Raw genomic sequence first — 19,614 nt, 5'->3', positions numbered from 1 at the left:
CCCCCCGATGGCCGACGGCCCCAGTAGCAGCACCGGCAACGGTGACTCCCACGAATCCGGTATCTGGCAGGGGCTGAAATCCCTGATCTTCGGCGGCGATCAGGAAGAATCGCTGCGCGACCAGCTGGAAGAGGCGATCGACCGGCACGAGGACGATCCCGGCCCCGACGCCAAGGGCGACCTGACCCCGCTGGAGCGGCAGATGGTCCGCAACCTCCTGCATTTCGGCGAGCGCGACGCGGGCGATGTGGGCGTCCCCCGTGCGGACATCATCGCGATCGAGGAGCGGACGACCTTCGACCATCTCGTCCAGATCTTCGCCGAGGCCGGGCATAGCCGCCTGCCCGTCTATCGCGAGACGCTCGACCAGATCATCGGCATGGTCCATATCAAGGACGTGTTCAACATCCTGGCGACCGGCGCGGAGCATCCCGCCACCCTGGCCGGGCTGATCCGCGATCCGCTGTATGTGCCGATGTCGCGCGGCGCGCTCGATCTGCTCGCCGACATGCGCCAGAAGCGGGTGCATCTGGCGGTGGTGCTCGACGAATATTCGGGCACCGAGGGGCTCGTCACCATCGAGGACCTGATCGAGGAGATCGTCGGCGAGATCGAGGACGAGCATGACGAGGCGCCGCAGGCACTGCTGGTGCCGCTCGACGGCGGGGCCTGGGACGCCGATGCGCGGGTCGGGCTGGAGGAGGTCGCGCGCACCGTCGACCCCGCGCTCGAAGAGGCGGAGGACGATGTCGACACGCTGGGCGGCCTGACCGCGGTGATGGCGGGACAGGTGCCGCCGGTCGGCACGTGCCTCGACCATCCCAGCGGCTGGCGGATCGAGGTGACGGAGGCCGACGAACGCCGCATCCACCGCCTGCGCCTGCATCCTGCGGTGGCGGCGGCGGAGGATTGATCCGCGCCTGACGGGGATCAGCGGGTCTGCGCAGCGAGGACCTGGTCAGTCCCCTTCACCACGGCGATACGGTGGGCGGTTTGCCGGACGCCCCGGCAAACCGCCCCTGTTCATCCCCGCGCCTGCGGGGATCGAAAACGCATCAGGTTGGCAGTCTCCGAACCATCGCGCGGTGTGGTGCATCGTACCGCCGTTTCGCTTTCGACGCATTGCTCATAGCTGGAATAATGGATGTCCAGGCGCGGCTGACCGGCAAAGTCATAGCCCGAACACCGGATCTCCACCTCCTGCTGACAGGTCGGCCGTGCCAGCGCCGGCGTGGCCGCCCCCGCAATGGCAACCGTCGCCAGTGCGGCGAACCCTGGAATGGACAGCGCAATCTTCGTCATCTCGGCCTCCCTGAACATGCCATGTGGCATGGGGATGCTAGGCCTGGTCAGGTCGTACGCAATGACTCTCGCATTCGTTTCGGATCTACCTACGCCGCCGGAGAAAAATCAGCCACTCGATCACTGAAGTCGTTTTAATGCGTTATGCCGGTCAAGCCGGCTCGCTTATGAATGCCTAAGCGGTCAGAACGGCGCGCGGGAAACCCCTATATCGTTCAGGATGATCGAAGCCCAAGTTTCCAGATTCGAGGGCGCGAAATAAACTCCCTGACATTTCGCGCCTTCGACGGCCGTCGACGTGCTCCCCAAGGCGTCGGCGGCCAAATCACGATTCGAGCAGCGTACCCACGTCGCGTGCCGCCACGACCCAGCGGTAGAAGGCGTCGTCCAGATAATAGCGCAGCTGGATCGGCTCCATGGTCACCTTCTTGGCATTGCCGACGCACGGGCGGGCCTGATCGAGCACCATCAGGGTCAGGCGCTCCTGCAAGGCGGGATTGCCATGCGCCTGGACCATGCGGGTCACCAGATCGGGGCGCAGCCGGGTCATGCAGATGCCGATCTGAAACAACAGTCGATCGCTCGGAATGCGCCGGGCGTTGCGCCCCGCCTCACGCATGTTCAGCCGCTGCTGGATCGCCGGATTGTTCACATCCGCTTCGCTCAGCGTGGCATCGGGGGCATAGCGTGCCATCGCCTCTTCGAGCAGCGCACCACGATCGTACAGGTTGCGGCAGGTCACGATGTCCTGCTGCGCGACGGGATTGCACTCCCCCAACTGTGGCGGCGCGCTGGCAAAGGGCAGGTCCGAATAGCATCCGCTGTTCGCCCGGATGATCCGGTCAAGCGCATAGGTCTGCGGCGCGCTGTTCATGTCGCCATCGATCAGGGGACCAAGCATCTTGGCATCGAGATTTTTCGCGCATTTGGCGAATCGGGCGGAACGGTCGGCCACCATCGCAAAGCTTTGCCCGGTAATCACCTTGTTGATCCCCGGCGGCGGCGGCGCGTTGCGATCGTTGCTGCCCTGGACGACGACTTCACCCGATTGACCGGTCTTTTCGGTCGCCTGGGAATTGGATTTATCCTGAGTGGAAGCGGATGCTTGCACGGTCGGCAGCGCAAACGCCGCGACGGCCAGCATGAATATCTTGAACACTCGATTACCCCCGATAGGTTTGAGCCGATCCTGTTATGATAGGAAATTTTACATTTTGCGAATACTTTCCAGAAGTACCGGAATTGCTTGGATATTGGTTCGCCTCGTAACATCCTATCAACAGGCTGCTCCCGAATCTGTCAGAAACCCTGACACGCCTTCCCTCCGCCTGCGAAAAATTGGGCACGCGTCGCCTTAGTGCCTTCCCCCCGCCCGCGGCCCCGCTTATCCTCGAGGGATGCGCAAACACGTCCTGATCGTATCCGGCATCATCGTCCTGATCGGCATCGCCATCGTCGTCTGGCTGGCCTGGCCCGACACAGCCCGGCTGAGCGTCGACCAGGTGGCGGGCAAGCAGCCGACCATCGGGGCACCGCGTGAACAGGTGATCCCGACCGTCGACATCGCCAAGCCCGTGGGCTGGGCGAACGGGGCCAAGCCGAGCGTGGCGCCGGGGCTGGCGATCCAGGCCTTTGCGAGCGGGCTCGACCATCCGCGCTGGCTGTACGAACTGCCCAATGGCGACGTGCTGGTGGCCGAAACCAACTCGCCGCCCCGGCCCAATGCCGGGATCGTGCAGCGGGTCATGAACTTCTTCCTCGGCCGGGCGGGTGCGGCGGTGCCGTCGGCCAACCGGATCACGCTGCTGCGCGATACCAATGGCGACGGCGTGGCCGATCTGAAGACCCCGTTCCTGACCGGGCTGAACTCGCCCTTCGGCATGGTGCTGTTCGACGGCTATCTGTACATCGGCAACACCGATGCGCTGGTGCGCGTGCCGTATCGCGATGGCGAGACCAGGATCACCGCGCGCCCCGAAAAGGTCGTCCCGCTGAACCCCGCGGGCAACCACTGGGCGCGTAACGTCATCGCCTCGGGCGACGGCCAGACGCTGTTCGTCTCGGTCGGATCGGCCAGCAACGTCGCCGAGAACGGCATGGAGGCCGAGAAATACCGCGCCGCCATCCTTCAGGTCTGGCCCAAGGACAAGAATTGGCGGATCTATGCCTCGGGCTTGCGCAACCCGAACGGCATGGCGCTGAATCCGCAGAACGGGCGACTGTGGACCGTGGTCAACGAACGCGACATGCTCGGCTCGGACCTGGCGCCCGATTATCTGACTCAGGTCGAGTTCGGCGACCAATTCGGCTGGCCCTGGTATTATTGGGGCGGCTATCCCGACGACCGGGTCCAGCCCGCCAACCCCGCACTCCAGCAATATGTGAAGCGCCCCGACTATGCGCTGGGGCCGCACGTCGCGGCGCTGGGCCTGACCTTCGCACAGGGGGCCAAGCTGGGCGACCGCTTCGCACAGGGCGTGTTCGTCGGCGAGCATGGCTCGTGGAACCGCAAGCCGCCCTCGGGCTACAAGGTCGTTTTCGTGCCGTTCGCCGCGAACGGCTTTCCGGTGCCGGGGGTGAAGCCGGTCGATGTCGTCACCGGCTTCCTCAACGCCAAGGGCGAGGCGCAGGGACGCCCCGTCGGCGTGATCGTCGACAAGGCGACGGGCGGCCTGCTGGTGGCGGACGATGTCGGCAATGTGGTGTGGAAGGTCCACGCCGCCCAGTAAGGTCGGAGGGGTCCGGTCGGTCCGGGCCCCGCCCTCCCGCTCAGGGCCCGCTCAGGCGGGTTTCACCTTCAGCAGCGCCAGGCCGAAACCCATGAAGATCGCGCCCGTCAGGCGGTTGAACGCGCGCTTCACCGACGGCCTGCCCAGATAGCGCGACAGCGAACGCCCGCCGAGCGCATAGACCGCATACCACAGCCCCTCGATCACCGCGAAGGTGGCGACCAGGATCGCGAATTGCGGCATCTGGGCTCTGGCGGGATTGATGAACTGGGGCAGGAAGGCGACGGCGAACAGGATCAGCTTGGGGTTGCTGATCCCGATCAGGAAGCCGCCGCGAAAGACCGCGCGGTGCGACAGGCTGGGCGGGATCGCACCGTCACCGACATCGACCGGCGCGACGTCCGCGCGCCACGCCTTGATCCCCAGGAACAGCAGATAGGCGACGCCCGCATAGCGGATCACCTCGAACGCGCCGGGCAGCGCCAGCAGCAGGGTCGTCAGCCCCGCGGCGGACGCGGCCAACACGATCACCACCGCGCTCAGGCATCCCGCCATGGCGGCCGTGCTGCGCCTCAGCCCCATATCGACCGACCGGGTCATGATGTGCAGCATGTTGGGGCCGGGCGTGCCCGACAGGAGGAACACCGCCCCGACGAAGAGCCACCATGTATGCAGTGCCATCATTCCCCCCTCTTTCCCCCGATGGACCCGTGCGGGCCCTCTTACTTTAGCAGCTTGGGCGCCTCCGACCGGATGACCGCTTCCAGCTGGCTGGAAAACAGCGACAGGAAGGCGGGCAGGTTCACCACCGCATGGACCTTGTCGTCATAGACGGTCGCCTGCGCGCCGATGGTCTGGCCCATCGCACCGACGGTGAAGTGCATCGTGTCGCCGTCCCAGCGATGCTCGACCGTGGCGCCGCCGGGGATCATCCGGCCGATCTTGCCGATGCCGCCGTCCAGCCGCTGACGGACGCCCTCCTTGCCGAGCTTGTGCGGGATATCGAGCGAAATGGGCACGGTCATGCGGGCATCTCCGTGGCGAACAGCATCTTATCATCGGCAAAGGCCTTGAACTCCAGCGCATTGCCGCTGGGGTCGCGGAAGAACATCGTCGCCTGCTCGCCGGGTTGGCCCCGGAAGCGGACATAGGGCGCGATGCCGAACGTCACGCCCGCCGCCTCGACCCGTGCGGCCAGCACCTGCCAGTCGGCCATGGTCAGCACGACGCCGAAATGCGGCACCGGCACCTGATGGCCGTCGACCGCATTCTCCACCGCGATCGGCTGTGCGGCGGGGTCGAGATGCGCGACGATCTGATGCCCGAACAGGTCGAAGTCGATCCAGTGATCGCTCGAACGCCCCTCGGCACAGCCGAGAATCTCGCCATAGAAATGGCGGGCGGCGGCCAGGTCGTGGACCGGGAAGGCGAGGTGGAAGGGGCGCAGGGTCATGGAGGGAAGCTAGGGAGGCGGGGTCCGTTTTGCCACCCTTTCCTCCCCGGCGCGGCTCGCTTGCACATACGCAGCGGGGTGGAGGGAGCGGGGTCAGATCGACGTTCACGATTGCGTCTTCTTGCCCTCTCCCCTGGACAGGGGAGAGGGTTAGCGAAGCTTGCCAGCCTGCTGGCTAGCGCAGCTTGGGTGAGGGGTCGAGCGAGCCCAATGGCTCGTGCGCTACGCGCATGCACCCCTCACCCAGCTCCGACTAAGCCTTTGCTCTCGCAAAGGCCAAGTCTGCGCAACCCTCTCCCCTCTGCGAGGGGCGAGGGAAAGAGGGCATCGCTGAATGTCGATCGGCCCCAGGGAGGATTGCGAACTCCCGCATTGCTCCTGTCATGGCCACGCGCCATATCCTGCCGCCGTGACCCGCTATCCCGCCCTCCTCGCCCTGATCGCCGGGGCCGTCGCCGCCTGCGGCTTTGCCCCGCTCGACCTCTGGCCGCTGATGCTGGCCGGGCTGATCGTCCTGCTCGCGCTGGTGCAGGACGCGCCGACCATGCGGGCGGCGCTGTGGCGCGGCTGGGCGTTCGGGGTCGGGCATTTCACCGTCAACAACAACTGGTTCCAGCACGCCTTCGACTTTCAGGACAAGATGCCGCCGGTGCTGGGCTATTTCGCGGCGGTCGGCCTCGCGCTGTATCTCGCGGTGTTTCCGATGGCGGCGGCCGGTGTCGCGTGGCGGTTTCGCGGGCGACGGGCCGACACGGCCTATGTCCTGATCTTCGCCGCGGCCTGGATCGCGACCGAATATTTGCGCGCGCGGCTGTTCACCGGCTATGCTTGGGACCCGGTGTCGGTCGTCTGGCTGCCGGTGATCGGCGTGGCGCGGATGAGCGCCTTTGTCGGCACCTATGCGCTGTCGGGGCTGACCGTGCTGCTGGCGGGGGCGATCTGGCTGGCGCTGCGCCGGGACTGGCGTCCGGCCGCGGTGATGGTGCCCGCGACCGTGCTCGCCGCCCTGTCCGCCCCGCTCACCCGCGCGCCCGAGCCCGGCGCCGATGCGCCGCTGGTCCGCGTCGTCCAGCCCAATGTCAGCCAGGACCAGCGCGGCGAGAGCGACGGGCCGGAGATGCTCGAGCGGCTGATCGCGCTGTCGGGCCGCCCCGGTCCCCGCACGCGCCTGGTCGTCTGGCCCGAGGGCGTGGTGCGCGACATGATCGAGGACGGCTATCCCGACTGGGCCTATTTCGGGTTCAACTATGCCCCGCCCTTCTGGGATCGGCGCCGGATCGCCAGCGTGCTGGGCCCGCGCGATACGGCGCTGGTCGGCGGCACCGCGCTGAACTTCTCGCCCGATCGCCGCCGGGTGGTCAGCGCGACCAACAGCGTCTTCGCGATCAGCCCGGCGGCGCGGATCACCGGCCGCTATGACAAGGCGCATCTGGTGCCCTATGGCGAATATCTGCCCATGCCGTGGCTGCTCAAGCCGCTGGGCCTGGCGCGGCTCGTCCCCGGCGACATGGATTTCAGCCCGGGCCCCGGCCCCCGGAACCTGCGCGTGCCGAATTTCGGGCCGGTCGGGGTGCAGCTCTGCTACGAGATCATCTTCTCGGGCCAGGTGGTGGACGAGGCGCATCGTCCGCGCCTGCTCTTCAACCCGTCCAACGACGCCTGGTTCGGCCGCTGGGGACCGCCGCAGCATCTGGCGCAGGCGCGGATGCGCGCGATCGAGGAAGGGCTGCCCATCCTGCGCGCCACGCCCAACGGCATCTCCGCGATCATCGCCGCCGACGGCCGGTTGGTCGCGACCGTCCCGCATCTGGTGACCGGCGCGGCGCAGGCTCCGCTGCCCGCCGCCCTGCCGCCGACGCCCTTTTCGCGGATCGGCAACATGCTGGCGCTGGCCATCGCGGCGGCGCTGGCCGCGATCGGCGTTGCCATCCGCCGCCGCGCCCGCTAGGACCGATATAAAGCTATCTTTATATCGTTATGAGGACGGGAATGCGGAACTCGTACATCTTCACCTCGGAATCGGTTTCCGAAGGTCACCCCGACAAGGTCGCCGACCAGATCAGCGACGCGATCGTCGACCTGTTCCTGTCCAAGGATGCCGAAGCGCGCATCGCGTGCGAGACGCTGACCACCACCAACAAGGTCGTGCTGGCGGGCGAGATCCGCTGCAAGGGCGTGTTCGAGAACGACCAGTGGGCCGAGGGCGCGCTGGAAGAGATCGAGCAGACCGTGCGCGAAACCGTCAAGCGGATCGGCTATGAGCAGTCGGGCTTCCACTGGGCGAATTTCGACTTCTCGAACAACCTGCACGGCCAGTCGGCGCACATCGCGATGGGCGTGGACGAGAGCGGCAACAAGGACGAAGGCGCCGGCGACCAGGGCATCATGTTCGGTTACGCGACCGACGAAACCCCCGGCCTGATGCCCGCCACCCTCTATTACAGCCACAAGATCCTGGAAAAGATGGCGGCCGACCGCCACTCCGGCGCGGCCCCCTTCCTGGAGCCCGACGCCAAGAGCCAGGTGACGCTCCAGTACGAAAACGGCGTGCCGGTCCGCGCGACCGCGATCGTCGTGTCGACCCAGCATTCGGCCGAGCTGTCGAACGAGGCGGGCCAGGCCAAGCTTCGCGACTATGTGAAGTCGGTCCTGACCGAAATCCTGCCCGAAGGCTGGCTGCCGGAGGACAAGCAGATCTACGTCAATCCGACCGGCCTGTTCGAAATCGGTGGCCCGGACGGTGACGCCGGCCTGACCGGCCGCAAGATCATCGTCGACACCTATGGCGGCGCGGCTCCGCATGGCGGCGGCGCGTTCAGCGGCAAGGACCCGACCAAGGTCGACCGCTCGGCGGCTTACGTCGCGCGCTATCTCGCCAAGAACGTCGTCGCGGCGGGCCTGGCCAAGCGCTGCACCATCCAGCTGTCCTATGCGATCGGCGTCGCCGAGCCGCTGTCGGTCTATGTCGACCTGCACGGCACCGGCACCGTCGAGGAAGCCAAGCTGGAGGCCGCCCTTCCCAAGCTGGTCCGCCTGACGCCCAAGGGCATTCGCGAGCACCTGAAGCTCAACGCGCCGATCTATTCCAAGACCGCGGCCTATGGCCATTTCGGCCGCGAAGCCGAAGGCGCGCTGTTCACTTGGGAAAAGACCGATCTGGTCGAACGGATCAAGGGCGCCGTCGCCTGATCCGATCGCCGACCGATGACGGAAAAGGGGAGCTTCGGCTCCCCTTTTTTATGGCTGGTCCGGTGTCTCGCCCTGCACCTGGCCATGCGCCAGCAGCGTGAACAGGCCCGCCCCGCCGACCAGATTGCCGAGGATCGCCGGGAGCATCAGCCCGAACACGGCCTGTTCGACCGAGACCTGCCCGGTAAAGACCAGCAGGAACGTCTCGTCCGCGCCGACGATCGAATGGCTGAACCCGGCGATCGCGATGACATAGGTGATCGCCAGGATGATCCAGAAGGCCTGGTTCCGGCCATTGGGCAGGATCCAGGCGACCACCGCGATCAGGAAACCGGCGGGGATGGCGTTGATGAACGTCTGCCACCCGTTCAGCTCCAGGATGCCCGCCGACACCGCGATCATCGCCTCGCGAATCTCCGGATTGCCCAGCGCCCCGCCCGCGACCATCCCGGCGGCGAGCGCGGTGCCGATCAGATTGGCGAAGAGCACGATCCCCCACAATCGCAGCGTCCGCTGCAACGCCCAGCCCGATGGCCTGGTCACCAGCGGCAGCATCGCAGTGATGGTGCTTTCCGTGAACAATTGCATCCGGCCGAGGATCACCACCAGAAAGCCGACCGGATAGCCGAGCGCCGTGACCAGCTCGCGCCAGGGTGCCTCGGGCAAACCCGCATGCAGCGCGCCCTCGGCGATCAGCGAGCTGTGGATCGCGATTCCCGCCGCCAGCCCCGACCAGAACAGCGCGCCCGCGGGGCGGTCGAGCTCGCTTTCCCCCGCCTCGCGCACCGCACGGTGGAGATCCTTGGCATCGGCGGCTTTCTGCGCCTTGCCCTCGGCTTTGCTGTCATCCTGATCCATTCCCCGCCAGCAACGCGCGCGCACGGTCTTGGCTCCCGCCCCCTCCCCGCGCTAAGGGCGCGCGATGAACGATCCGACGACGATCCGCCGCCTCTATGGCCGGCGACAGGGCCATAAGCTGCGCCAAGGTCAGGCTGCGCTGGTCGAGGACATGCTGCCCACCCTCAGCGTGCCCGAGGACGGCCCGCTCGACGCCGTGCGGCTGTTCGGCGACGCGCGCCCGCTCCAGGTCGAGATCGGCTTCGGCGCGGGCGAGCATCTGGCGGGCCAGGCCGAGGCGACGCCGGGCACCGGCTTCATCGGATGCGAGCCGTTCCTGAACGGGGTGGTCGGCGCACTGGGCCATATCCGCGACCGCGACCTGACCAATGTCCGCCTGCACATGGGCGACGCGCTGGAGGTGATCGAGCGGCTGCCCGATGCCAGCCTCGACCGCGTCTACCTGCTCCATCCCGATCCCTGGCCCAAGGCGCGCCACGCCAAGCGCCGGATGATGAACCACGGCCCGCTCGACACCATCGCCCGCAAGCTGAAATCGGGCGGTGAATTCCGGCTGGGGACCGACGATCCGACCTATTGCCACTGGTCGATGATGATCATGAACGCGCGGGCCGACTTTACCTGGCAGGCGCGGACCCCGGCCGACTTCCTCACCCGCCCCGCCGACTGGCCCGAAACCCGTTACGAGCGCAAGGCCCGGCGGCAGGGGCATGAGGTGTGGTATTTCCGGTATATCCGCCAGTGACGGCGGCGCGCGCCTGATGGCCCTGGGCGGTCAGGCGCGCATTTCGGCGATCATCGGCGTGGTCGGCGCTGGGTCGTGCGTGATCGTCAGCGGCCCAAGGTCGCGCCGGGCGATCTCGGCGAGGATGACGGTGCGGTCGCCCCGCTCCGGCGCGACCGCGATGGTGGCCAGCGCAGTCAGCAGGGTCGCATCGTCCACATATTCGATCAGATCCGGGTCGAACATCGGGTCCATCGCATCCTCCCATCCTGGATTATTATCGGAGATAACAAGCGGATCGCGTTGCGGTTTCCTCGTCGCGCCCTGCCGTTACGGGTTCGTCGATCGGGACTGGCACCACGGGGGCGTGGCGCTATAGAGCCGGGCGCGGATATGATGGTGGAAAGCCTGAATCTTGGTCGATGACAGCTGGGGCGTGTCCCCACCGCGCGGTGGATTGCGCGTGCGCACGAACGACACTCTGGAGGAACGGGCCGCCGCCCGTGCGAAGGCGCGCGAAGCTCGGGCGGGCGAGCGGGCCGCGATCATGGCCGACCGGATGGAGGCCCGCATGGCCAATCGCGTGCGCGACACGGCCGCACGCGAGGCCGAGCGGACCGCCCGGCGTGAGCAGGAAATGGCCGCCGCCGCGCGCGATCCGCATGCCGCCGCCGCCAAGCGCCACCGCACCTCGGGTCGCAAGGACGTGGTGCGCGAGCAACGCGACACGCGCGGCTATACCACGCTGGTCGATGAGGGGCGGATTCGCGAACTGGCCAAGCGGGGCGCGTCGCTGGGCGGACTGGCTGCGGCGTTCGGGATCGAACAGGATGAAATCCGGCGAATCCTGGAAACGGAGCCCGAGGCCGATCCGGCCTAACGCCTCGCTTACCAAATTGCGCTAGGGGTGCCCGCCTGATGTCCGAAGTCGCCGCCCCGCCCCGCCCGCCCCGCCCCGCCTCGGCGGTCGGGCACGGCGTGGGGCTGGCGGGGCTGGCGGGATCGCTGGCCTGGCTCGGCTTTGCCTATTACCGCCATCTCGACGGGCCCTATGCCGCGCTGACCCATCTGGTCGCCGTGGCGGTGCCGATGATCCTGTGGTCGCTGCTGGTCGACCAGGTGCATCGCAACCCCTCGACCGGGATCGACTGGGCCAATCCGCGCAAGCCCCGCGAGACGCTGGACATCAGCCTGACCAAGCTGGCCGGTTTCTGGGCGACCTTTGCGGGTATCGCGCTGATCTACATGACGTTCCGCTTCTATTGGCAGGGCAGCTTCGCCTTTGCCATGTGGTGCCTGGGATGGCTGGCGCCCGTGCTGTTCCTGGGGTCGATCCCCTATGTCTTGTGGCTCGACCGGCGGCTGGTCGAGCCCAGGGACGGCGCGTGGAGCCTGGGGGCCTGGCTGACCGGACAGAAGGGCGTCGAGCCGCAGGCGATCCACGCGCATCTGCGTGCCTGGGGGGTGAAGACCTTTTTCCTGGCCTTCATGCTGGGGGTGGTGCCGGGGGGATTTGCCGCCTTTGTCGACGGCGACCTGCCGACCCTGATGCGCGATCCGGTGGCGCTGGCCAACTGGTTGATCACGCTGATGTTCCTGATCGACGTGGCCTTTGCGACGGTCGGCTATATGCTGACCATGCGACCGCTCGATGCGCATATCCGCTCGGCCAATCCCTATGCGGCGGCGTGGATGGCGGCGCTGATCTGCTACCCGCCGACGATCCTGATGACCGATGGCGGCCCGCTCGACTATCGCCCGGGCACCGCGCCGTGGAGCCATTGGTTCGCCGGGCATCCGGTGGTGCTGGCCGCGATCGGTGCGGTGCTGGTGGCGCTGACCGCCATCTATGCCTGGGCGACGGTGGCGTTCGGGCTTCGCTTTTCCAACCTGACGCACCGGGGCATCCTGACCCATGGCCCCTATGCGGTGTCGCGGCATCCGGCCTATCTGTCGAAGAACATCTTCTGGTGGATCGCGACCGTGCCCGTCCTGTCGACCGGAAGCTGGGGGGATGCGATGCGCAGCACGCTGCTGCTCGGCGTGGTCAGCGGGGTCTATTACTGGCGCGCCAAGACCGAGGAGCGGCATCTGTCGGCCGATCCGGCGTATCGGGATTATGATGACTGGATGGCGCGGTACGGGCTAGTGCCGCGCTTCTTTCGGTGGGTTTCGGGGCGGGGTTGAGCCCTTGGCCTTCGACTTCGCTGAGGCTGAACGGAGGTTTTTCCCTGTGATCCGTTCAGGCTGAGCGAAATCGAAGCCCAGGCAACTCCCTCAGAAGCTCGCCTCGCCATAGACCCGCGAGATGTCCCCGCCCCATTCGCCGTGATAGCGGTCGAGCAGCACCTGCGCGGGCACCTTGCCCGAGCGGACGATCTCGCGCAGCGGGTCGAGGAAGCCGGTCTCGTTATCCCCCGCCCCGTTCAGCCGCGCACGCGCCGCCAGCCCGGCATGGGCGATGTCGAGCACCTCGCCCGCAATGTCGCGCAGCCGCCCGCCGCCCGGCAGCGGGGCATCGAGCGCCAGCTCGGGCACCGCGTCGCGCAGCGCCTGCCGCTCGTCCAGCGACCAGCCCTTGACCAGATCCCAGGCGGCATCGAGCGCCGCATCGTCGTACAGCAATCCGACCCACAGCGCGGGCAGCGCGCAGATGCGGTTCCAGGGACCGCCATCGGCGCCGCGCATCTCGAGGAAGGTCTTCAACCGCACCTCGGGGAAGGCGGTCGACAGATGGTCGTTCCAGTCGTCGATCGTCGGCCGCTCGCCCGGCAGGACCGACAGCTCGCCCTTCAGGAAGTCGCGGAAGGACAGCCCGGCGGCGTCGATATATTTTCCGTCGCGGTAGACGAAGTACATCGGCACATCGAGCGCATAGTCGGCATAACGCTCATAGCCGAACCCGTCCTCGAACACGAAGGGCAGCATGCCGGTGCGCGCGGGGTCGGTGTCCGACCAGATATGGCTGCGGAAGGACAGCTTGCCGTTGGGTTTCCCTTCCGTGAAGGGCGAGTTGGCGAACAGCGCGGTTGCCAGCGGCTGCAACGCCAGCCCGACGCGGAACTTCTTCACCATGTCGGCCTCGGACGCGTAATCCAGGTTCACCTGGATGGTGGAGGTCCGCAGCATCATGTCGAGCCCGAGCGAGCCGACGCGCGGCATGTGGCGCAGCATGATCGCATAGCGCCCCTTGGGCATGATCGGCAGCTCGGCGCGGGTCTTGTCCGGCCACATGCCCAGGCCCAGAAAGCCCAGGCCCAGCGTGTCGCCCGCCGCCTTCACCTGTTGCAGGTGGCGGCCCGTCTCGGCACAGGTCTGGTGCAGATTGTCGAGCGGCGCGCCCGACAGCTCGAACTGCCCGGCGGGCTCCAGGCTGATCGAGCCGTCCGCACCGGTCAGCGCGATGACGTTGTCGCCTTCCAGGACCGGGGTCCAGCCATATTGTTCGAGCTGCCCCAGCAGCGCGCGGATGCCCGACGCCTCGTCATAGGAGGGGGCGTGATGATCGCCCAGCGCATAGACGAACTTCTCGTGCTCGGTGCCGATCCGCCAGCGGTCGCTCGGCTTCTCGCCGCGGGCAAAGCTTGCGATCAGCTGATCGCGCGACTCGATGATGGCGCCCTTGGCGGTGCTCGCGGTCTTGGTGCTCATGAACCGCGCCTTACGCGGGCGCGCGCGGAGACGCCATAGGCTGAATCAACGCCAGTCGCCCGCCGCCGCCATCCAGAGGGACACCGCCGCCGCCGCCGCCGTGTCGGCGCGCAGGATACGCGGCCCCAGGCCGATGCCGATCGCGCCCGGATGCGCGCGGATCGCCGCGCGCTCCTCGGCGTCGAAGCCGCCCTCCGGCCCGATCAGGATCGCCGCCGGGCCGTCATGCGCGCGCATCGCCTCCAGCGCGGGCACGCCGCCGGTCTCGTCGGCGAAGAACAGCGCGCGACCTTCGGGCCAGTCGCGCAGCAGCGCGGGCAGCTTCACCGGCTCGGCCACTTGCGGAAGCGCGGTGCGGCCGCATTGTTCGGCCGCCTCGATCATATGCGCGCGCAGCCGCTCGGTATTAGGCTTGTCGACCACGGTGCGGCGGGTGACGACGGGGACCAACCGCGCCACGCCCAACTCGCACGCCTTTTCGGCCAGCCAGTCGACCCGCCCCTTCTTCAGCGGCGCGGCGCAGAGCCACAGATCGGGCACCGCTTCGCGCGCGCGCAGCATCTCGGTCACGTCGAGCGTCAGGTCGCGCTTGCCGACCGAGGCCGCGATGCCCAGCCATTCGCCGGTCCGGTCGTCGAACAGCTTGACCGGATCGCCGACCTTGGTGCGCATCACCGAGACCAGATAATGGGCGGCGGGTCCGTCGATGCGGATCGGCCCCTCGCCCAGCATCTGGTCGACGAACAGGCGGGGCGTGGATTGCGGCGGCCAGGCGGGAGTAGCGGGCATGGGGCCCGCTTACACGGCTCGCGCGCGGCTTGCCACTTTTGCGGTTTCGGGTGTTTCTTCATGCCAAGGAGGCACGAATGGGCAAGCATTACCAGGAAGAACTCGAAGCGCTGCAACTGGCACTGGTCCGCACCCAGATGGCGATGACGGGCTCGGACGCCCAATCGGACGAGCGCGTCGTCATCGTGCTGGAGGGCCGCGACGGCGCGGGCAAGGACGGGACGATCAAGCGGATCACCGAACATCTTTCGGTCCGCGCGACCCGCGTCGTCGCGCTGCCCAAGCCGTCCGACCGCGAACGCACCCAATGGTATTTCCAGCGCTATGTCGCGCATCTGCCCGCGGCGGGCGAGATCGTGATCTTCAACCGCAGCTGGTACAACCGCGCCGGCGTCGAGGTCGTGATGGGCTTTTCCACCGCCACGGAGCAGGAGGCCTTCCTGCGCGATGCGCCCGATTTCGAACGGATGCTGGTCGAAAGCGGCATCCGCCTGGTCAAGATCTGGCTCGACATCTCGAAGAAGGAGCAGGCCGAACGGCTGGAGGCCAGGCGCACCGATCCGCTCAAGGCGCTGAAGGTGTCCGACATGGACAAGGTCGCGCAGGCCAAATGGGCCGAATATTCGGCGGCGCGCGACACGATGCTGACCCGCACCCACACCCCCTTCGCGCCGTGGCATGTGGTGCGCGCCGACGACAAGAAAGACGCGCGGATCGCGATCATCCGCCATATCCTCCACCGCATCGCGCCCGCCAAGATCGCCGAGACGGTCGACGCGCCCGACCCCGAACTGCTGTTCGCATTCGACATGGCCGCGCTGGAGGATGGTCGGCTGGCGCGATAGGCGGCGCCGCACGGGCCGGTACTGCTGACGCGTGACCTCGGGACGTTTTCGGGCCGCTTCTTAGGCCGATCTTTACCAGGATATGGCTTTATCCCGGCAAACGCCCTCATCGAGGATCGACCCCAATGCCTTCCTCCCCGCGGATCGCCGCGACGCTGATCGCCCGGAACGAAGCGCGCTGCATCGCCCGCTGCCTGTCGAGCATCGCCCCCTGGGTCGACCGCATGGTGGTGCTCGACACCGGGTCGACCGACGACACGGTCGCCATCGCGCAGGCGGCGGGGGCGGAGGTGCATCACCTGCCCTGGCCCGACGACTTCGCCGCCGCGCGCAACCATGTGCTGGATTTGGCCGATGCCGACTGGAACCTGGTGCTCGACGCCGACGAGTGGATTCGCGACGGCGGCAAGCGGCTGCGCCGCTGGTGCGCCGGGCCGCCGCGATTGGGCTTTGCCTGTATCGAGAATGCCGTGGAGGGCAGCGCCGACCCGACGCGCTGCTGGATTCCGCGATTGCTGCCGCGCGGTGCCCGTTACGAGGGGCGGGTTCACGAACAGGTCGTCTCCCTCGCCCCCCAGGCGCGCATCCCGCTGCACATCGGCCATGATGGCTATCTTGCCGCCCAGAAGGCCAGGAAGCGCGACCGCAACTATGCGCTGCTGCTGCGCGAACTCGCCGAGCAGCCCAACAACCCCTATCTGATGTTCCAGTTCGGCATGGAGGCCCAGGCGCGCCGCGACCTGCCGATGGCATGCGATTATGTGATGCGCGCGCTGGCGACGGCCCCGCGCGAGGCGGGTTGGCGCCACGCCCTGGTCACTGCCGCCATCCCGCTCCTCTCCTGCGCGGGGCGGCTGCCCGATGCGGTGGCGCTGGCCGATGCCGAATTCGGACAATGGCCCGAGTCGCCCGATTATTTCTATGTGCTGGGGGATGTGCTGTTCGACCAGGCGATGGCCGATCCGGCACAGGCGATCGGCCATTGGCTGCCCTTGGCGCAAAGCGCGTGGGAACGCTGTCTGGCCATCGGCGAGCGCCCCGATCTGGACGGCAGCGTCGCCGGACGCGGCAGCCATCTGGCGCAGCAGAGCCTCGACATCGTCCGCTCGCAATTGGCGATGCTGGCCGCCTAGGCGGATCGACATTCAGCAATGCCTTCCTTCCCTCTCCCCTGGACAGGGGAGAGGGTTAGCGAAGCTTGCCAGCCTGCTGGCTAGCGCAGCTTGGGTGAGGGGTTGAGCGAGCCTGTAGGCTCGCGCGCTCGCTTCGCGAGCGCCCACCCCTCACCCAGCTCCGACTAGGCCTTTGCTCTCGCAAAGACCAAGTCTGCGCAACCCTCTCCCCTCTGCGAGGGGCGAGGGAAGGAAGGGATCGGCCCTAGCGCCGCCGCCGGATCAGCCACCAGGCCAGCGCGAGGGCGAGCGCCACGGCCAGCACGACGCCGCCCACCATCCCCGCCACGCGCAGGATCGCCCAGAACAGGGCCTCGACGAAGCGGCCGACGGCGACCGACAGGCCGATCATGAAACGGAAGATGGCGGGAGGATCACCGACGCAGGATAGCCGCGAACGGGCTTGCACGCCACGGGTCGCCCCCATAGGCGATGAGAATGACCATCGAGATCGTACCCGATAGCGAGCATAAGGGACTGGTCGGGCGGTTGCCGCCCCGCCTGCGCGGGCTGGCGCTGCTGGCCAGGTTCGACCGGCCGATCGGCTGGTGGCTGTTGTTCTGGCCCGGCGTCTGGGCGATCGCGCTGGCGGGCGGCCTGCCGGATCGCTGGCCGCTGATCCTGTGGTTCCTGCTGGGATCGATCGCGATGCGCGGCGCGGGCTGCGTCTTCAACGACATTGTCGACCGCGATCTGGACGCGCAGGTCGCCCGAACCCGCGCGCGGCCCATCCCCTCCGGCTTGGTATCGGTGAAGCTGGCCGCGATCTGGCTGGTCGCGCTCTGCCTGATCGGGCTGGTCGTGCTGGTGCAGCTGCGCCCGCTGGCCGCCATCGTCGCGCTCGCCAGTCTGGCGCCCGTCGCCGCCTATCCCTTCATGAAGCGGATCACCTGGTGGCCGCAGGCGTGGCTGGGCATGGTGTTCAGCTGGGCCGCGCTGGTCGGCTGGGCCGAGGTGGCGGGCGCGCTCTCCGCGCCGCTCTGGCTGCTCTATGCCGGGTCGATCGCCTGGGTGATCGGCTATGACACCATCTATGCGCTGCAGGACCGCGAGGACGATGCCCTTATCGGCGTGCGCTCCTCGGCGCTGCGCATGGGGGCCTATGTGAAGCCGGGCGTGGGCGCCTTTTATACGGTGGCGCTGCTGTGCTGGGCGGGGGCGATCTGGCTGGTGCGGCCGGACGTGCTGGCGGTCGCCGCGCTGGTGCCGGTGGCGTTGCATCTGGGGTGGCAGGTCGCGACGCTGGCGCCCGATGACGGGGCCGGGGCGCTGTATCGGTTCCGCTCGAACCGCTTCGCCGGGCTGCTGATGGCGCTGGCCTGTGCGGTGGTGGGGTCGTCCCTCTGATTCCTCCCCTGCAAGGGGAGGTGGCGCGCGCAGCGCGTCGGAGGGGTGTCCCCCTCTCGGTAGCGCGACACCCCTCCGTCAGGGCTTCGCCCTGCCACCTCCCCTTGCAGGGGAGGAATTGAAAACCCTCGCCAAACTTACCCAGCGCAACGCTTTGGCGGGTTGTCGCGTTGCGGAAACTCCGTCACATCTGAAGGTCGATGACCGTAGCCACGCCCGCCACCCGCTCGCTTGCCGAAAGCCATCGCTCGATCGCCATTCCGGAAGGCGCGTCCTTCCTGCGGCGGCTGTTCGCCTTTGCGGGGCCGGGCTATCTGGTCGCGGTCGGCTATATGGACCCCGGCAACTGGGCGACCGACATCGCGGGCGGATCGGCCTATGGCTATGCGCTGCTGTCGGTCATCCTGCTGTCCAACATCATGGCGATGATCCTCCAGGCACTGTCGGCGCGGCTGGGCATCGCCGCCGGGCTGGACCTGGCACAGGCATGCCGCGCGGCCTATTCCAAGCCGGTTTCGCGCATCCTGTGGCTGCTGTGCGAGATCGCGATCATCGCCTGCGACCTGGCCGAGGTGCTGGGCACCGCCATCGCGCTGCAACTGCTGTTCGACCTGCCGCTGGTCTGGGGCGTGCTGATTACCGGATTCGACGTCTTCCTGATCCTCGCGCTCCAGCGTTACGGCTTCCGCAAGGTCGAGGCGTTCATCATCGCGCTCCTCCTCATCATCGGCGGCTGCTTCCTCTATGAGCTGATCGCCTCGCGCCCCGATCCGGGCGCGGTGCTGGCGGGGTTCGTGCCCACGACGCGGATCGTGACCGATCCGGCGATGCTGTACATCGCCATCGGCATTCTCGGCGCGACGGTGATGCCGCACAATCTCTACCTCCATTCCTCGGTGGTGCAGACCCGCGCCTTCGGCCTGACGACCGAGGGCAAGCGCGACGCCATAAAGATGGCGACGATCGACAGCACGGTGGCGCTGTTCTTCGCCTTTTTCATCAATGCCGCGATCCTGATCGTGGCGGCGGCGACCTTCCATGTCGCGGGCCGCACCGACGTCGCCGAGATCGACCAGGCCTATCGCCTGCTCGCCCCCATGCTGGGTGCGGGCGCGGCGAGCGTGGTGTTCGGCGTGGCGCTGCTCGCCTCGGGCCAGAATTCGACCGTGACGGGAACGCTGGCGGGGCAGATCGTGATGGAGGGTTTCCTCGACCTCCGGCTCGCGCCCTGGCTGCGGCGGCTGATCACCCGCGGTCTCGCGATCATTCCCGCCGTGCTGGTCGTCGGCGCCAGCGGCCAGGCGGGGGCGACCAGGCTCCTCGTGCTCAGCCAGGTGATCCTCAGCCTGCAACTGCCCTTCGCCGTGGTGCCGCTGGTCCGCTTCACCGCGAACAAGGCCATGATGGGGCCGTTCGCCAGTCCGGTCTGGCTGCGCATCCTGGCCTGGATCATCGCGGCGACGATCATCGTCCTCAACCTCACCCTGCTCTGGGGAATCGCCACCGGCTGAACGGTTTCGCGGTGGCGAGAGGTTGGCGCGTGACTTCGGATCGG

21 protein-coding genes are annotated in these 19,614 nt (G+C 67.6%); 11 read left to right on the top strand and 10 right to left on the bottom strand.

Translation table 11 applies throughout. From position 1 onward, the window contains the following. Positions 1-7: 7 nt before the first annotated feature. On the top strand, positions 8-913 hold the full coding sequence (locus QE363_RS05035) for a hemolysin family protein (protein ID WP_309692636.1): 906 nt from the start codon (positions 8-10) through the stop codon (positions 911-913). A 110-nt stretch (positions 914-1,023) separates the two neighbouring features. Here the strand turns inward: QE363_RS05035 and QE363_RS05030 are convergent, their stop codons facing one another. Together QE363_RS05030 and QE363_RS05025 are read right to left on the bottom strand one after the other, a co-directional pair. Further along, positions 1,024-1,302: a hypothetical protein gene (locus QE363_RS05030; protein ID WP_309692631.1), complete on the bottom strand. Its 279-nt coding sequence runs from the start codon at positions 1,300-1,302 to the stop codon at positions 1,024-1,026. Between the two features lie 325 nt (positions 1,303-1,627). Next, positions 1,628-2,461: a hypothetical protein gene (locus tag QE363_RS05025; protein ID WP_309692628.1), complete on the bottom strand. Its 834-nt coding sequence runs from the start codon at positions 2,459-2,461 to the stop codon at positions 1,628-1,630. 238 nt (positions 2,462-2,699) lie between these two features. Between QE363_RS05025 and QE363_RS05020 the strand changes: the two genes are divergently transcribed. Beyond that, positions 2,700-4,031 carry a sorbosone dehydrogenase family protein gene (locus tag QE363_RS05020; RefSeq protein WP_309692626.1) on the top strand — a complete coding sequence of 444 codons (1,332 nt, stop codon included), beginning with the start codon at positions 2,700-2,702 and terminating at the stop codon, positions 4,029-4,031. Between the two features lie 51 nt (positions 4,032-4,082). On the opposite strand, the gene QE363_RS05015 is transcribed toward QE363_RS05020, so the two are convergent. Genes QE363_RS05015 through QE363_RS05005 form a run of 3 tightly spaced genes read right to left on the bottom strand, consistent with a single transcriptional unit; the run spans position 4,083 to position 5,484 of the window. Continuing rightward, positions 4,083-4,712 (bottom strand): LysE family translocator, encoded by a 630-nt coding sequence (locus tag QE363_RS05015; protein ID WP_309698094.1) that lies wholly within the window; start codon positions 4,710-4,712, stop codon positions 4,083-4,085. Positions 4,713-4,753: 41 nt separating this feature from the next. Next, positions 4,754-5,056 (bottom strand): polyhydroxyalkanoic acid system family protein, encoded by a 303-nt coding sequence (locus QE363_RS05010; protein ID WP_309692623.1) that lies wholly within the window; start codon positions 5,054-5,056, stop codon positions 4,754-4,756. After that, a complete protein-coding gene (locus QE363_RS05005; RefSeq protein WP_309692621.1) occupies positions 5,053-5,484 on the bottom strand; it encodes a VOC family protein in 432 nt (143 codons plus the stop codon). The genes QE363_RS05010 and QE363_RS05005 overlap by 4 nt, the downstream gene beginning before the upstream one ends. A gap of 409 nt (positions 5,485-5,893) precedes the next feature. Between QE363_RS05005 and lnt the strand changes: the two genes are divergently transcribed. Both lnt and metK read left to right on the top strand, forming a co-directional pair. Beyond that, positions 5,894-7,432, top strand: coding sequence for an apolipoprotein N-acyltransferase (gene lnt, locus QE363_RS05000; protein ID WP_309692618.1), 1,539 nt, complete (start codon positions 5,894-5,896; stop codon positions 7,430-7,432). 41 nt (positions 7,433-7,473) lie between these two features. After that, positions 7,474-8,673: a methionine adenosyltransferase gene (gene metK, locus QE363_RS04995; protein WP_309692616.1), complete on the top strand. Its 1,200-nt coding sequence runs from the start codon at positions 7,474-7,476 to the stop codon at positions 8,671-8,673. 48 nt (positions 8,674-8,721) lie between these two features. Here metK and QE363_RS04990 read toward each other — a convergent pair whose 3' ends face one another. Further along, a complete protein-coding gene (locus tag QE363_RS04990) occupies positions 8,722-9,531 on the bottom strand; it encodes a formate/nitrite transporter family protein (protein ID WP_309692614.1) in 810 nt (269 codons plus the stop codon). Positions 9,532-9,595: 64 nt separating this feature from the next. Here QE363_RS04990 and QE363_RS04985 point away from each other — a divergent pair, with 64 nt between their 5' ends. Further along, on the top strand, positions 9,596-10,276 hold the full coding sequence (locus tag QE363_RS04985) for a tRNA (guanosine(46)-N(7))-methyltransferase TrmB (protein ID WP_307102830.1): 681 nt from the start codon (positions 9,596-9,598) through the stop codon (positions 10,274-10,276). A 30-nt stretch (positions 10,277-10,306) separates the two neighbouring features. On the opposite strand, the gene QE363_RS04980 is transcribed toward QE363_RS04985, so the two are convergent. Continuing rightward, positions 10,307-10,510: a hypothetical protein gene (locus tag QE363_RS04980; protein ID WP_309692607.1), complete on the bottom strand. Its 204-nt coding sequence runs from the start codon at positions 10,508-10,510 to the stop codon at positions 10,307-10,309. A gap of 208 nt (positions 10,511-10,718) precedes the next feature. On the opposite strand from QE363_RS04980, the gene QE363_RS04975 reads away from it, so the two are divergent. Together QE363_RS04975 and QE363_RS04970 are read left to right on the top strand one after the other, a co-directional pair. Then, entirely contained in the window at positions 10,719-11,135 is a 417-nt protein-coding gene (locus tag QE363_RS04975) for a hypothetical protein (RefSeq protein ID WP_309692604.1), read from the top strand. Positions 11,136-11,173: 38 nt separating this feature from the next. Continuing rightward, complete coding sequence (locus QE363_RS04970; RefSeq protein WP_309692602.1) at positions 11,174-12,442, top strand: DUF1295 domain-containing protein; 1,269 nt, start codon at positions 11,174-11,176, stop codon at positions 12,440-12,442. 90 nt (positions 12,443-12,532) lie between these two features. Here QE363_RS04970 and QE363_RS04965 read toward each other — a convergent pair whose 3' ends face one another. Then, positions 12,533-13,906, bottom strand: a complete 1,374-nt coding sequence (locus QE363_RS04965) for a glutamate--cysteine ligase (RefSeq protein WP_309692599.1) — start codon at positions 13,904-13,906, stop codon at positions 12,533-12,535. A gap of 45 nt (positions 13,907-13,951) precedes the next feature. Further along, positions 13,952-14,695 (bottom strand): 16S rRNA (uracil(1498)-N(3))-methyltransferase, encoded by a 744-nt coding sequence (locus QE363_RS04960; protein WP_309692597.1) that lies wholly within the window; start codon positions 14,693-14,695, stop codon positions 13,952-13,954. Positions 14,696-14,772: 77 nt separating this feature from the next. Between QE363_RS04960 and ppk2 the strand changes: the two genes are divergently transcribed. Then, the gene (gene ppk2, locus QE363_RS04955; protein WP_309692595.1) at positions 14,773-15,540 is read left to right on the top strand and encodes a polyphosphate kinase 2; all 768 of its coding nucleotides are present in this window, start codon (positions 14,773-14,775) and stop codon (positions 15,538-15,540) included. 125 nt (positions 15,541-15,665) lie between these two features. Then, positions 15,666-16,673, top strand: coding sequence for a glycosyltransferase family 2 protein (locus tag QE363_RS04950; RefSeq protein WP_309692592.1), 1,008 nt, complete (start codon positions 15,666-15,668; stop codon positions 16,671-16,673). Between the two features lie 244 nt (positions 16,674-16,917). On the opposite strand, the gene QE363_RS04945 is transcribed toward QE363_RS04950, so the two are convergent. Further along, entirely contained in the window at positions 16,918-17,121 is a 204-nt protein-coding gene (locus tag QE363_RS04945; protein ID WP_309692589.1) for a hypothetical protein, read from the bottom strand. 29 nt (positions 17,122-17,150) lie between these two features. Between QE363_RS04945 and ubiA the strand changes: the two genes are divergently transcribed. Together ubiA and QE363_RS04935 are read left to right on the top strand one after the other, a co-directional pair. Then, positions 17,151-18,059, top strand: a complete 909-nt coding sequence (ubiA, locus tag QE363_RS04940) for a 4-hydroxybenzoate octaprenyltransferase (RefSeq protein ID WP_309692585.1) — start codon at positions 17,151-17,153, stop codon at positions 18,057-18,059. Positions 18,060-18,259: 200 nt separating this feature from the next. Then, the gene (locus tag QE363_RS04935; RefSeq protein ID WP_309692582.1) at positions 18,260-19,570 is read left to right on the top strand and encodes an Nramp family divalent metal transporter; all 1,311 of its coding nucleotides are present in this window, start codon (positions 18,260-18,262) and stop codon (positions 19,568-19,570) included. Positions 19,571-19,614: the final 44 nt, after the last annotated feature.

Origin of the sequence: Sphingomonas sp. SORGH_AS_0870 (genome assembly GCF_031453175.1) — a bacterium.
Taxonomy (GTDB): domain Bacteria; phylum Pseudomonadota; class Alphaproteobacteria; order Sphingomonadales; family Sphingomonadaceae; genus Sphingomonas.
This window is presented reverse-complemented; position numbering and strand designations above follow the sequence as displayed.

What these genes read in the sequence shown, in the direction of transcription:
- QE363_RS05035 (WP_309692636.1), top strand. Translation starts at nt 8, where the DNA reads ATGGCCGACGGCCCCAGTAGCAGCACCGGCAACGGTGACTCCCACGAA.
- QE363_RS05030 (WP_309692631.1), bottom strand. Translation starts at nt 1,302, where the DNA reads ATGACGAAGATTGCGCTGTCCATTCCAGGGTTCGCCGCACTGGCGACG.
- QE363_RS05020 (WP_309692626.1), top strand. Translation starts at nt 2,700, where the DNA reads ATGCGCAAACACGTCCTGATCGTATCCGGCATCATCGTCCTGATCGGC.
- QE363_RS05015 (WP_309698094.1), bottom strand. Translation starts at nt 4,712, where the DNA reads ATGGCACTGCATACATGGTGGCTCTTCGTCGGGGCGGTGTTCCTCCTG.
- QE363_RS05010 (WP_309692623.1), bottom strand. Translation starts at nt 5,056, where the DNA reads ATGACCGTGCCCATTTCGCTCGATATCCCGCACAAGCTCGGCAAGGAG.
- QE363_RS05005 (WP_309692621.1), bottom strand. Translation starts at nt 5,484, where the DNA reads ATGACCCTGCGCCCCTTCCACCTCGCCTTCCCGGTCCACGACCTGGCC.
- metK (WP_309692616.1), top strand. Translation starts at nt 7,474, where the DNA reads ATGCGGAACTCGTACATCTTCACCTCGGAATCGGTTTCCGAAGGTCAC.
- QE363_RS04990 (WP_309692614.1), bottom strand. Translation starts at nt 9,531, where the DNA reads ATGGATCAGGATGACAGCAAAGCCGAGGGCAAGGCGCAGAAAGCCGCC.
- QE363_RS04985 (WP_307102830.1), top strand. Translation starts at nt 9,596, where the DNA reads ATGAACGATCCGACGACGATCCGCCGCCTCTATGGCCGGCGACAGGGC.
- QE363_RS04980 (WP_309692607.1), bottom strand. Translation starts at nt 10,510, where the DNA reads ATGGACCCGATGTTCGACCCGGATCTGATCGAATATGTGGACGATGCG.
- QE363_RS04970 (WP_309692602.1), top strand. Translation starts at nt 11,174, where the DNA reads ATGTCCGAAGTCGCCGCCCCGCCCCGCCCGCCCCGCCCCGCCTCGGCG.
- QE363_RS04965 (WP_309692599.1), bottom strand. Translation starts at nt 13,906, where the DNA reads ATGAGCACCAAGACCGCGAGCACCGCCAAGGGCGCCATCATCGAGTCG.
- QE363_RS04960 (WP_309692597.1), bottom strand. Translation starts at nt 14,695, where the DNA reads ATGCCCGCTACTCCCGCCTGGCCGCCGCAATCCACGCCCCGCCTGTTC.
- ppk2 (WP_309692595.1), top strand. Translation starts at nt 14,773, where the DNA reads ATGGGCAAGCATTACCAGGAAGAACTCGAAGCGCTGCAACTGGCACTG.
- QE363_RS04950 (WP_309692592.1), top strand. Translation starts at nt 15,666, where the DNA reads ATGCCTTCCTCCCCGCGGATCGCCGCGACGCTGATCGCCCGGAACGAA.
- ubiA (WP_309692585.1), top strand. Translation starts at nt 17,151, where the DNA reads ATGACCATCGAGATCGTACCCGATAGCGAGCATAAGGGACTGGTCGGG.
- QE363_RS04935 (WP_309692582.1), top strand. Translation starts at nt 18,260, where the DNA reads ATGACCGTAGCCACGCCCGCCACCCGCTCGCTTGCCGAAAGCCATCGC.